This is a genomic window from Nocardia exalbida NBRC 100660 (genome assembly GCF_000308575.1).
Taxonomy (GTDB): Bacteria; Actinomycetota; Actinomycetes; order Mycobacteriales; family Mycobacteriaceae; genus Nocardia; species Nocardia exalbida.
Map to the genome: position 1 here is coordinate 1 of NZ_BAFZ01000007.1, position 12,026 is coordinate 12,026.

9 protein-coding genes are annotated in these 12,026 nt (G+C 69.0%); 8 read left to right on the forward strand and 1 reads right to left on the reverse strand.

Annotation, left to right across the window (positions count from 1 at the left end):
• Positions 1–456: 456 nt before the first annotated feature.
• From ON29_RS02510 to ON29_RS02530, 5 genes are read left to right on the forward strand one after another with little or no spacing between them, the layout of a single operon-like run.
• Positions 457–2,046, forward strand: coding sequence for a peptide ABC transporter substrate-binding protein (locus tag ON29_RS02510; protein WP_040864494.1), 1,590 nt, complete (start codon positions 457–459; stop codon positions 2,044–2,046).
• A gap of 54 nt (positions 2,047–2,100) precedes the next feature.
• A complete protein-coding gene (locus tag ON29_RS02515; protein ID WP_040864495.1) occupies positions 2,101–3,027 on the forward strand; it encodes an ABC transporter permease in 927 nt (308 codons plus the stop codon).
• Positions 3,020–3,973 carry an ABC transporter permease gene (locus ON29_RS02520; protein WP_040864496.1) on the forward strand — a complete coding sequence of 318 codons (954 nt, stop codon included), beginning with the start codon at positions 3,020–3,022 and terminating at the stop codon, positions 3,971–3,973. The genes ON29_RS02515 and ON29_RS02520 overlap by 8 nt, the downstream gene beginning before the upstream one ends.
• Positions 3,970–5,664 carry a dipeptide ABC transporter ATP-binding protein gene (locus ON29_RS02525; protein ID WP_040864497.1) on the forward strand — a complete coding sequence of 565 codons (1,695 nt, stop codon included), beginning with the start codon at positions 3,970–3,972 and terminating at the stop codon, positions 5,662–5,664. The genes ON29_RS02520 and ON29_RS02525 overlap by 4 nt, the downstream gene beginning before the upstream one ends.
• Positions 5,665–5,716: 52 nt before the next feature.
• Positions 5,717–6,463, forward strand: coding sequence for a Fic family protein (locus ON29_RS02530; protein ID WP_040864498.1), 747 nt, complete (start codon positions 5,717–5,719; stop codon positions 6,461–6,463).
• Between the two features lie 490 nt (positions 6,464–6,953).
• Here the strand turns inward: ON29_RS02530 and ON29_RS02535 are convergent, their stop codons facing one another.
• Complete coding sequence (locus tag ON29_RS02535; protein WP_040864499.1) at positions 6,954–7,763, reverse strand: HAD-IB family hydrolase; 810 nt, start codon at positions 7,761–7,763, stop codon at positions 6,954–6,956.
• A gap of 570 nt (positions 7,764–8,333) precedes the next feature.
• On the opposite strand from ON29_RS02535, the gene ssd reads away from it, so the two are divergent.
• From ssd to ON29_RS02550, 3 genes are read left to right on the forward strand one after another with little or no spacing between them, the layout of a single operon-like run.
• Positions 8,334–9,443 carry a septum site-determining protein Ssd gene (ssd, locus tag ON29_RS02540; protein WP_051174812.1) on the forward strand — a complete coding sequence of 370 codons (1,110 nt, stop codon included), beginning with the start codon at positions 8,334–8,336 and terminating at the stop codon, positions 9,441–9,443.
• A gap of 10 nt (positions 9,444–9,453) precedes the next feature.
• A complete protein-coding gene (locus ON29_RS02545) occupies positions 9,454–10,638 on the forward strand; it encodes a TadA family conjugal transfer-associated ATPase (protein WP_040864500.1) in 1,185 nt (394 codons plus the stop codon).
• Positions 10,635–11,429 carry a type II secretion system F family protein gene (locus tag ON29_RS02550; RefSeq protein WP_040864501.1) on the forward strand — a complete coding sequence of 265 codons (795 nt, stop codon included), beginning with the start codon at positions 10,635–10,637 and terminating at the stop codon, positions 11,427–11,429. The genes ON29_RS02545 and ON29_RS02550 overlap by 4 nt, the downstream gene beginning before the upstream one ends.
• Positions 11,430–12,026: the final 597 nt, after the last annotated feature.

The window sequence follows — 12,026 nt, forward strand, 5'->3', positions numbered from 1 at the left end:
GGTCGGCGGGTACGAGTCCCTGGGGTCGGCGCTGGTTTCAGTCATCTCGTCTCTTCTTTCCACGTAGCCTGAGCGCACGAATCGACGCAGCCGAGTTCGACAGTAATCAACTGTGACCCACGCCGCGTACGGTGTGCCTGCCGGGTTTCGCCTGCCCACGCCGCCGCGCGTCCGCCAGGGAGGTGCCGCGGGCGGCGCCTCCCGCCTCGTCTCGACGGAACCAAAGTTCCGGCCGAATGGTCATTTGCGCACGAAACTTCGGGTGTTTCGGCGATGTTGCCGGATCGGTAACAAGTGCAATCCACTCGGAGCAATCAGGTGACAGTGCCCCCGCCGGTGGCTACTCTGCCAACCACACAGGGGGATCGTGTCGGCATGCGCTGATGGATCTCGCGCGGGTGCCGATCGGCTCCCCCCTTCTCGCACCGGGAGGACGCGTTGAAATTCCACAGAGCGATGGCGTTGACGGCGGCAGTCGTACTGGCCACGAGCCTCGGGCTGTCGGCATGTTCCTCCGGTGACGGCGCCGATGCCGACATCGTCACCGTCAACGGCGGTGAGCCGCAGAATCCCCTGGTGCCCACCAACACCAACGAGAACATGGGCGGGCGCGTGGTCGACCGGCTGTTCGCGGGCTTGAAGTACTACGACGCCGACGGCAAGGCGCACGACGAGATGGCAGAGTCGATCCAGACCACGGATCGGAAGAACTACCGGGTGACCATCAAGCCCGGCTGGAAGTTCACCGACGGCACCCCGGTGACGGCGAAGTCGTTCGTCGACGCGTGGAACTACGGGGCCCTCGGCAGCAACGCGCAGTTACAGAGCTACGTGTTCGGCCCCATCGTCGGTTTCGACGAGGTGTCCGCGGAAAAGCCGAAGGCACAGACGATGTCGGGCCTGAAGGTGATCGATGACCGCACGTTCACCATCGAGCTGAAAGCTCCGTCGATCGACTTCGAGACCGAACTCGGGTACGCGCCGTTCTATCCGCTGCCCGAAGCCGCCTTCAAGGACATGAAGGCGTTCGGTGAGAACCCGATCGGCAACGGCCCGTACAAGTTCGCCCGGACCGGGGCGTGGGAGCACAACGTCAAGATCGATCTGGTGCCCAACCCGGAATACCCCGGCGGGCGCCCGGCCAAGAACAAAGGGCTGCGGTTCGTGATGTACCAGTCCTTCGATACCGCGTACGCGGACCTGCAGGCGGGCAACCTCGACGCGCTCGACACCGTGCCCGACAGCGCGCTCACCTCCTATCAGCAGGATCTCGGGGACCGCGCGATCACCAAGCCGACCGCCCAGAATCAGCACATCGGCATCCAGGCGAATGTCGCGCACTTCACCGGCCAGGAGGGACTGCTGCGGCGCCGCGCGATCTCGATGGCGATCAACCGGGAACAGATCGCGCAGAACATCTTCCACGGCACCCGGATCCCGGCGCGCGACTTCACTGCCAGCACGCTGCCCGGCTTCGACGCGAACCTGCCCGGCACGGAGGTGCTGAAGTACAACCCCGACGAGGCCAGAAAGGTGTGGGCGCAGGCCGACGCGATATCGCCGTGGTCGGGCCGCTACGAGATCGCCTACAACTCCGACGGCGGCCATCAGGCCTGGGTGGAGGCGGTGGCCAACAGCGTCAAGAACACCCTCGGCATCGACGCCATCGGCGTGCCGTACCCGACGTTCAAGAACATCCGCGACGAGGTGAACGCGCACACGATCAACAAGGCGTTCCGCTACGGCTGGCAGGGCGACTACCCGACCATGCTGCAGTTCCTCACCTCGCAGTACTACAGCTACTCCGACACCAACAACGTGGACTACAACAGTCCCGAGTTCGACCGCTTGCTCGATGCCGCCTTGGCCGCGTCGACCCAGGAGGAGTCCTACAAGCTCGTCGCGCAGGCGCAGGCGCTGTTGATCAAGGACCTGGCCGACATTCCCGTGTTCGATTACGTGGCCGCGGCGGGCCGCTCCGACCGGGTGCGGAATGCCGAACTCGCCTGGAACGGTCTGTTCGCCTTCGAGAACATCGAGAAGTAGCCGCCAGCCGCCCGGCGTCCGCACGACGCTCGGCGGCGCTACCCAGGAGGCGAAATGGCCTGGTATGTCGTGCGGCGTCTGCTTCAGATGATCCCCGTGTTCCTCGGGGCGACGCTGCTCATCTACGCCCTGGTGTTCCTCGTCCCGGGCGATCCGATCCACGCGCTGGCCGGTGACAAACCGATGACGCCCGCGGTCGAGGCACAGCTGCGGGCGCGCTACCACCTCGACGAGCCCTTCCTCGTGCAGTACCTGCTGTACCTGAAGGGCATCGTCACGCTGGACTTCGGCACCGCCTTCTCCGGCAGGCCGGTGCGGGACGAACTCGCGCGCGCGTTCCCGATCACCATCAAGCTGGCGCTCATGGCCGTGCTGATCGAGTCGGTCTTCGGGGTGCTGTTCGGCCTGATCGCCGGGCTGCGCAAAGGCAAACTGTTCGATTCGACGATGCTCGTGGTCAGCCTGATCGTCATCGCGGTGCCGGTCTTCGTGGTGGGCTTCCTCGCGCAGTATCTGCTCGGGGTGAAGTGGGGGATCGTTCCGGTGACCGTGTCCGGCAAGGCGACGGTCGGTGAGCTGCTGGTGCCCGCGTTCGTGCTCGGCTCGCTGTCGTTCGCCTACGTTCTGCGACTGACCCGGAACTCGGTGGCGGAGAACATGTCCGCCGACTACGTGCGCACCGCGACCGCCAAGGGACTCGGCAGGCCGCGTGTGGTGACCGTGCACATCTTGCGCAACTCGATGATCCCGGTGGTCACGTTTCTCGGCGCCGATCTCGGCGCCCTGATGGGCGGCGCGATCGTCACCGAGGGCATCTTCAACATCCCGGGCGTCGGCGGCACGCTCTACCAGGCCATCACCAGGGGCGAACCGCCGACCGTGGTCTCCTTCGTCACGGTGCTGATCGTCATCTTCCTGGTCACCAACCTGGTCGTAGACCTGCTCTACGCCGCACTCGACCCGAGGATCCGCTATGCCTGACCCGACCGAGGGGCAGCCGCGCCGCGGCCAGGAGCACTTCGTCGCGCCGCCCGACGAGGTCGAGGTGCTCGCCACCGACGCCGTGCCCGCCGCAGGCGCGCCGACCAGCATCTGGCGCGACGCGTGGCGGCAGCTGCGGCGCAACCCGATCTTCGTCGTGGCGGCGGTGCTGATCGTGTTCGTGCTGATCGTGGTGATCTGGCCGGGGTTGTTCACCGATCAGGACCCGCGGTATTGCAACGGCGATTTCAGCATGGATCCGCGCGGCGCGGGCCACCCGTTCGGTTTCGACAAGCAGGGCTGCGACATCTACGCCCGGACGGTGTACGGCGCGCGGGCCTCCGTGCTCGCCGGTGTCGGCGCGACGCTGCTGTTCGTACTGATCGGCGGGACGCTCGGGGCGCTGTCGGGCTTCTACGGCGGGCCGCTGGACTCGATCGTCTCCCGGGTCGCCGAGATCTTCTACGCGATTCCGCTGATGCTGGCCGCCATCGTGATCATGCAGCTGCTGGACGCGCGCACGATCTGGACGGTGATCGTCATCCTCGCCTCGTTCACCTGGCCGCAGGCGGCGCGGATCGCGCGCAGCGCCGTCATCCAAGCGAGGAACAGCGACTACGTCACGGCGGCGAAAGCATTGGGCGTCTCCCGCATCCGGACGCTGCTGCGTCACGTGCTGCCGAACGCGGCGGGACCGCTGATCGTGGTGACCACGCTGTGGCTGGGCGTCTTCATCGTCACCGAGGCGACGCTGTCCTATCTCGGCGTCGGCCTGCCGCGCACGGTGGTGTCCTGGGGTGCGGATATCGCCACCGGGCAGAAGGAGATCCGCACCTCGGCCATCCTGTTCTATCCGGCGACGGCGCTCGCGCTGACCGTGCTGAGCTTCATCATGCTGGGCGACGCCGTGCGGGACGCCCTCGATCCGAAGGCGAGGAAGCGATGAGCGAGACCGAGCGCCCGCTGCTGGAGATCACCGATCTGAACGTGAGTTTCACCGCCGACGGCAAGCCGGTGCCCGCGGTCCGGGATGTGAGCCTGTCGGTCTATCCCGGGCAGACCGTGGCCATCGTCGGCGAATCCGGTTCGGGGAAGTCGACCACCGCGCACGCGATCATCGACCTGCTGCCCGGCACGGGCCGGATCACCTCCGGCACGATCAGATTCGACGGCACGGACCTCACGGCGGCCTCCGCACGACAAATCGTCGCGGTCCGCGGCAGCGGCATCGGGCTCGTCCCGCAGGACCCGATGTCGAATCTGAATCCGGTGTGGAAGGTCGGATTCCAGATCCGCGAGACGTTGGAGGCCAACGGCATCGCGAAGGGCAAGGCCGCCAGGAAACGGGCCGTGGAGCTGCTCGAGGAAGCGGGCATGCCCGACGCCGAACGCCGGGTGAACCAGTATCCGCACGAGTTCTCCGGCGGCATGCGCCAGCGCGCGCTGATCGCGATCGGCCTGTCCTGCCGGCCCAAGCTGCTCATCGCGGACGAACCGACCTCGGCGCTCGACGTGACCGTGCAGCGGCAGATCCTCGACCATCTCGACCGGCTCACCGCCGAACTCGGCACCGCCGTGCTGCTGATCACCCACGACCTGGGCCTGGCGGCGGAGCGGGCCGAACACCTGGTGGTGATGTATCGCGGCCGCGTCGTGGAATCCGGCCCGGCCCTGCGGATTCTGCGCGATCCCCAGCACCTGTACACCAAGCGGCTGGTGAGTTCGGCGCCGTCGCTGGCCGCGCGGCGCTCGGCGGTGCGGCGCCGGGCACAGATCCGCGCGCAGGCCGTCCAGGTGGCCGAGCAGGTGGCGGCGGCCGACACGGAACTCACGGTGGTTCCGGACGAGGTGCTGGCCGCCGAGCACCTGACGAAGACGTTCCGCATCCGTGAGCGCACGCCGTGGAAATCGACCGAATTCGTCGCCGTGGACGATGTGTCGTTCCGGCTGCGGCGCGGGTCGACCACGGCGATCGTCGGCGAATCCGGCTCGGGCAAGACGACGGTGGCGCAGATGGTGCTGGGGCTGCTCGCGCCCACCTCCGGCACGGTCACGTTCGACGGCAAGGACGTGACCGCCCTGGACCGCAAGGGCGCGTTCGCCTTCCGCCGCAGGGTGCAACCGATCTTCCAGGACCCCTACGGCTCGCTCGACCCCATGTACACCATCTACCGCACCGTCGAGGAGCCGTTGCGCACCCATCGGATCGGCACTCCCGAAGAACGGGAGGCGACCGTGCGGGAGCTGCTCGACAAGGTGGCGCTGCCGGCCGATGTGCTGCGGCGCTACCCCAACGAGCTGTCCGGGGGGCAGCGTCAGCGCGTGGCCGTCGCGCGTGCGCTCGCACTCCGGCCGGAGGTGGTGGTGTGCGACGAGGCGGTGTCCGCCCTCGACGTGCTGGTGCAGGCTCAGATCCTCCGGCTGCTCAACGAGCTGCAGGCCGAGCTGGGTCTGGCCTATCTGTTCATCACCCACGATCTGGCCGTCGTCCGGCAGATCGCCGACGACGTGCTCGTCATGCAGCGCGGCAAGGTGGTCGAAGCGGCGACGACCGACGAGGTGTTCGACCACCCCCGGCAGGAGTACACGCGCAAGCTGCTCGACGCGATTCCGGGACGCGATCTGCTGGCCGGGTAGGGGAGCCGGGCGCGCGGATCGGTCCGCGCGGCCGCAAGTAGCCTCGTATGCCGTGACCGATCCGCTGCAGCCCCTCGTCGATCTTCCCGGTGTCCGGGACGCGGCCGACCGCGCCCGCGACGCGCTCGCCGAGGTGCACCGGCACAAAGCGAACCGGCGCGGGTGGCCGACCACGGCGGCCGAGGCCGCGGTGCGCGCGGCGCGGTCCTCGGCGGCCATCGACGGGGGCAGCACGGACATCCCCGCCGACGGGCGGGTGGCGGACCCGATACTGGCCGGGTCGTTGCGCGTCGGTCAGGCGCTGGACGGGGACGCGCTGCGGAATCTGGTGCGCACCTGGCAGCGCGCTCCGCTCCAGGCATTGGCGCGGCTGCATCTGCTCGCCGCGGCCGATCTGGTGCCGCGGGAGGAGTCGCTCGGCAGGCCGCGCTTCGACTCCGGCGTAGCGCAGCGGCTGGACCTGCTGGCGCAAACGGTGGTCGGTTCCCGCGCGCCCGCCCCGGTGCTCGCCGCCGTAGTACACGGTGAGCTACTGGCGCTGAAGCCGTTCGGCACGGCCGACGGCGTGGTCGCGCGGGCGGCGTCCCGGCTGGTCGCGGTGTCCAGTGGGCTGGACCCGCACAGTCTCGGCGTGCCGGAGGTGTTCTTGTTGCGCAGGCGTCAGGCGTACCTGGACGCGGCCGCCGGGTTCGACTCCGGGGATGCGGAGGCCGTCGGCGGATGGGTGATCTTCTGCTGCGCGGCCTTCGAAGACGGTGCGCGCGAAGCCACATCGATCGCCGACTCGGCGGCGGGATAACCCCCCCGGACACATCAAAGCGGGCGGCGTTGTCTGTCGACCTCACCGCCCGCTAGCACGGACTACCCGGTTACCAAGCGTGCTAGGTGGGTTGTGTTCTGCGGCCTCGGCGATAATCCGGACATCGGCCGGTTCATCCCCGCAACCTGTGCGAGGCCTTCGCCGTCGACTATCCGTATTTCGCAGGCCCACAACGCTTCTGCCCTTGTCGCGGCGCGCTCCGCGTGGGTGCCTGGTGTCCGTGCTGGGAAGGATGGTCGGGAGACAGTGCCTTCTCCTCCGGTACTGCCTTGGCCTTCCGCCCTTCCGTAGTTACCTTTCTACACTGTGACTGCACTCACATCAAGGGATTGTAAGACATTGAATAATCGGCGTGTTTTCCGGCGTTTCGTGGTTAAATGCCTGGTCCGCCGCGGCCTGTGCTAAGTCGGCAAATGCGTGGGCAAGCATCCGGCGACCAGGCATCACGAGGTGCTCGAGCGCTCGGATATCAGCGTCGGCGGCGCAGCATCCGGTAGCTGATCGCGCCCGCCAGTACCGCGCTCAAGCCGACCGCCGCCGTGGCCGCGACCGTCGTCGAGGACGGCGCCTGGAAGCGCGCCCACAGCGATACCGGGTTGGAGAAGGTCAGGATCGGCCAGCCGCGTGCGGTGGCCTCGCGGCGCAGATTGCGATCCGGGTTTACCGCGGTGGGGTGCCCCACCGCGCCGAGCAGGGGCAGATCGGTGATCGAATCGGAGTAGGCGTAGCAGCGCGACAGGTCGTAACCCTCCCCGGCGGCGAGTTTTTCGACAGCGGCGACCTTGCCCTCGCCGTAGCAGTAGAACTCGACCTCGCCGGTGTACTTCCCGTCCGCCACGACCATCCGGGTGGCCGCGGTGTGTGAAGCGCCGAGCGCTTCGGCGATCGGACCGACTATCTCCTCGCCGGATGCCGAGACGATCACCACGTCGTGGCCCCGGATCTTGTGGTCGGCGATCAAGTCGGCGGCCTCCGCGTAGATCAGCGGATCGACCAGCTCGTGCAGCGTCTCGGCCACAATGGATTTCACCTGTTCGACGTCCCAGCCCGCGCACATGCTGGTCAGGTGGGCGCGCATGCGTTCCATCTGGTCGTGGTCGGCGCCGGACAGCAGGAACAGGAAATGTGCGTAGCTGCTCTCCAGGACGGCGCGGCGGTTCAACAGCCCCTGCGCGAAGAAGGGCTTGCTGAACACGAACGTGCTCGACTTCGCGATGACGGTCTTGTCCAGATCGAAGAAGGCCGCGACGCGTCCACCCGTAGGGGCTGAGTTGTCCACCTGACCAGGATAGGCGGCGGAGTCGCCTCCCTCCGGAGGGGCGCTGAGCTGCGGGGCGGCTCACCCCGGTGCTTCGGCCGCGTGGCCGCATCATCTCGGCAGCCCGGTGTGGTGGCCTGGCGGACCGGCGGACCGGGTCCGCCGCGCCTGTCGTGTGGCTTCCCTGCCTTCGATCCGCCGCAGGTGGGCGGCGGATGGACGACGGTCGTGCCCGATCGGCACGCGTGTTCCGAACGGCGGCGGGCGTGCGGACGGCGCGTCGGTGGAGTTTGCCCCGTAGACGCCGAAGCCACGAGGGCCACAAAGATGTCCGTCGGCAGACTTGCGTTGTGGGCGGGGCTTGGGTGTAGTATTGCTGGCACCTGGACATGGTCCAGGCGCGTTCAGCCCGACCCCCCGGGGCTGAACCCCGACGGCCCCAGCCTCCTCCCCCCCCGGCTGGGGCCGTCCTCTATTTCAGGGACAGTGCGGTAGGACGCCCGGCTCGGAAGTTGTCCACACCCCGGAAGCTATCCACATTCAGCACATCGGCCCTTCTTTGTCCGTGCGTGTTCAGCGACGCTGACCTGCATGAACCTCGAAGCATCGGAGCCGACCGGGCCGCCGCCCGCTCTCGTGCTCATCGATGACGACCGCCTGCGCGAGGAGGTCCGGCGTATCGCGGCGGCCGCCGAACGGTCTCTCGATGAACGGACCCAACCGGTCGGCAGGCATGTCTGGACGGGCGCTCCGCTGGTGATACTCGACACCGATACGGCGCGGGAGGCGGCCGCGGCAGGATACCTGCGCCGGACCGGCGTGGTGTTGGTAACCGATGGTGAGCCAGGCTTGCTCGACTGGCAGGCCGCCGCCTCGGTCGGGGCGGAGCGGGCTATCGCCCTGCCCGGCGCGGCGGTGGGGCTTATCGAGATGTTTGCCGAGTACGGCGAACAACGTGCGGGCGATGGCGTGGTGGTAGCCGTCGCGGGGGCGGGCGGTGGGGCCGGAGCATCCACCTTGGCCGCCGCGGTCGCGCTGCGCGCCGCCGCGGAAGGGTTCCGGCGCGAGACCTTGCTGGTGGACGGCGCGCCTTTCGCGGGTGGCCTCGACCTGCTGCTCGGTATCGAGAACACGGCGGGGTTGCGCTGGCCCGATCTGGTGATCGAGGACGGGCGGGTCTCCGCGACCGCGTTGCACGGCGCCCTGCCCATCGCGGCGCCCGGCCTGGCGGTACTGTCCTGCGGACGCTGCGGTGCGGGACGATTGCCACGCGAGCTCGGTGCGGCCGGAGTCCGCGCTGTGATCGAAGCGGGCCGTGTCGCAGGCGATTTCGTAGTTTGCGACATTTCCGGTGAGCGCGGACCGCATGCCGACCAGATGCTCGACTCGGCGGATCTCGTGGTGCTGGTCGTCCCGGCGCGCCTGCGGGCGGTCGCCGCCGCCGAAGCGGTGTCCGCGCACATCGCGCGCCGAAACCCGAACCAGGGACTGATCGTTCGCGGCCCGGCGCCCGGTGGCCTGCGCGCGCCCGAGGTCGCCGAGGTGCTCGATCTTCCGCTGCTCGCCGCCGTCCGTGCCCAGAGCGGTCTGGCGCACCGGCTGGAGCGCTGCGGGATCTCGGTCCGCAGGCGCGGACCGTTGCGCGATGCCGCCGACGCCGTGCTCGGCGTGCTCAGCGCACCACCTGGGCAGCGGAGGTGAGGCGGGGAAGATGAGCGCGATACTGACCACCGAGCTGCTGGATCGGGTGCGGGAGCGACTGGCCACCGAGACCGGCGATCCCGATCCGGCGCAGGTCGCCGCCGCGATACGCGCCGAAGCGGGCGGGGTGCTGGGGGACACCGATCTGCTACGCGCCCTGCGGTTGTTGCAGACGGAGCTGACCGGCGCGGGCGTACTCGAACCGCTGCTGCACGATCCGCACGTGGCGGACGTCTTGGTGACAGGTCCCGACGCGGTGTGGATCGATCGCGGGCACGGTCTGGAGCGGACTTCGATCACGTTCTCCGACGAGGCCGCGGTACGGCGGCTGGCGCAGCGCCTGGCATTGTCGGCCGGGCGACGGCTCGACGACGCACAACCATGGGTGGACGGCCGGCTGACGGGAACCGGCGCGGCACTGGGGGATTCCTTCGGTGTCCGCTTGCACGCGGTCCTCGCGCCGGTCGCGCACGGGGGCACCTGTCTGTCGCTGCGCGTCCTTCGTCCCGCTACTCAGGGACTCGACGCGCTCGCGTCGGCGGGCGCGGTGCCCGCCGACGCGAAGGTCCTGCTGAAACGAATCGTCCGGGCGAGGCTGGCATTCCTCGTGGTCGGTGGCACCGGCGCAGGCAAGACGACGCTGCTGTCCGGCCTGCTCGCCACGGTGGACCCCGCCGAGCGGATCGTCTGCGTCGAGGATGCGGCGGAACTCGCGCCACCGCATCCGCACGTGGTCCGGCTGGTCGCCAGGACCGCGAACGTAGAGGGCGTCGGTGAGATCACCGTGCGCGACCTGGTCCGCCAGGCGCTGCGCATGCGGCCGGACCGGATCGTGGTCGGCGAGGTCAGGGGAGCCGAGGTGGTCGACCTGCTGACCGCGTTGAACACCGGTCACGACGGAGGAGCTGGCACCGTGCACGCCAACTCACCGCGAGAAGTCCCGGCCCGCTTGGAAGCCCTCGCCGCCTTGGGCGGAATGGATCGAGCGGCCTTGCACAGTCAGCTCGCCGCCGCGGTGCAGGTCGTCCTGCACGTGCACCGTCGATCCGACGGCTCGCGCGGCTTACGCGAGATCGGCCTCGTGCACCGTACCGGCGAGGGACACGTGCGGATCACGCCCGCCTGGCTCGACACGGGTGCTGCTCCGGCCGCCACGGACCTGTCCAGCCTGCTCGCCGAACGGCTCGACCGATGAGCGGCGCGCTCTTGTGCCTCGCGCTGGCGTTGATCGTGGTCCCGGCGCCGCGGTCGCGCCGCCGGTTCGAGCGGTTGTCGACCGCGCGAGCCGAGTATCGGATGCCGGAGCGCGAAAAGCTGTTTCGCGCAGTGGCGAGCGCAGGCGTGGTGGTTGTGCTCCTCATCTTCGGCCCTGGTCCTTTCCTCGCGGCCGGCCTGGTCGGCGGAACGGTCGGGTTGCGGGCCCGCCGGGCGGCGCGGGACCGGCGCAGGAGTGCCGAGCAAGGACATCTGCTCGACGCTTTGGAGGCCGTGATCGCCGAACTGCGGGTCGGGGCGCACCCGAGCGCCGCCGCCGAGACCGCCGCGCGTGAGGCGCGGGGCGAATCGGCACGCGCGTTCGCCATCGGCGCCGCACGCAGCCGGCTCGGTGGCTCGGCGGCGGAGGGCCTGCGCAGACCGGATTCCTTGATCACCGAAGAACTTTCCCGGGTCACGGGCGCTTGGCAGGTGGCCGAGCGGCATGGCCTGGCGCTGGCCGAGTTGCTGTCGGCAGCCCGAACGGATCTCGCGGGCCGCCTTCGATTCCACGGCCGCACCACAGCCGCGCTGGCGGGTGCGCGCGCCACTGCCGCGGTCCTCGCCTGCCTGCCGCTTCTCGGCATCGCCCTCGGCCAAATGATGGGCGCAGCGCCGCTGCACGTCCTCTTCGCCTCGTCCGCAGGGACGGTGCTGCTTCCGCTCGGCGCGGGCCTGGCCTGCGCGGGCCTGCTGTGGACCGATGTGATCACGCGAAAGGTGCTGTTATGAAGAGGCTTACGACGGTCGGCTGTGAGCGGCCCAATATCCAAGCTGCCCTGCCGCTTTCGATGTCGGCGTCGATACGCGATGCGTGGAAAGCCGTCGGCGAGATGTGGAGGTCCGTAGGCCCGCCGATTGCAGCGGTGGTTTCTGCCATAACCGCGAGCGGTACGGCCGCACGAAGCCACCGCCCGGTCCGCAGTGCCCGCCCATCGCCGCGACCGCCGGCCGATCTCATCGGCGAGTGTGTCGGCGGCGTGGGCAGGTCGGCTGAGCGCGGCATGTCACCGTGTGTCCTGCCAGCAGGCCGCGCGGGTAATCCTCGCGCCGAGCGTTCCGGGAGTTCCGGCACGCCGGTGACGCGTGCCACGCCGCCGTGCAGCCACGCGACGGGTCGCGTCCCTGGTTTTCGCTCGAGGGTTGTGGAGCGCGGTGGCATGTCTGTGGCGTTCGGTGTGCCGCCGTATGGCCTGATGAGGGGTCATGTCCGCGGTTCTTGCGCGAGGGTCGTGGGGCGCGCTGGAACGTCTGTGGCGTTCGGTATGCCGCTGTTCGGCCTGATTACGCGTGGTGTCCGTGGTGGTCGCTCGAAGTGTGGTGGGCGCG

What these genes read in the sequence shown, in the direction of transcription:
- ON29_RS02510 (WP_040864494.1), top strand. Translation starts at nt 457, where the DNA reads ATGGCGTTGACGGCGGCAGTCGTACTGGCCACGAGCCTCGGGCTGTCG.
- ON29_RS02515 (WP_040864495.1), top strand. Translation starts at nt 2,101, where the DNA reads ATGGCCTGGTATGTCGTGCGGCGTCTGCTTCAGATGATCCCCGTGTTC.
- ON29_RS02520 (WP_040864496.1), top strand. Translation starts at nt 3,020, where the DNA reads ATGCCTGACCCGACCGAGGGGCAGCCGCGCCGCGGCCAGGAGCACTTC.
- ON29_RS02525 (WP_040864497.1), top strand. Translation starts at nt 3,970, where the DNA reads ATGAGCGAGACCGAGCGCCCGCTGCTGGAGATCACCGATCTGAACGTG.
- ssd (WP_051174812.1), top strand. Translation starts at nt 8,334, where the DNA reads ATGAACCTCGAAGCATCGGAGCCGACCGGGCCGCCGCCCGCTCTCGTG.
- ON29_RS02545 (WP_040864500.1), top strand. Translation starts at nt 9,454, where the DNA reads ATGAGCGCGATACTGACCACCGAGCTGCTGGATCGGGTGCGGGAGCGA.
- ON29_RS02550 (WP_040864501.1), top strand. Translation starts at nt 10,635, where the DNA reads ATGAGCGGCGCGCTCTTGTGCCTCGCGCTGGCGTTGATCGTGGTCCCG.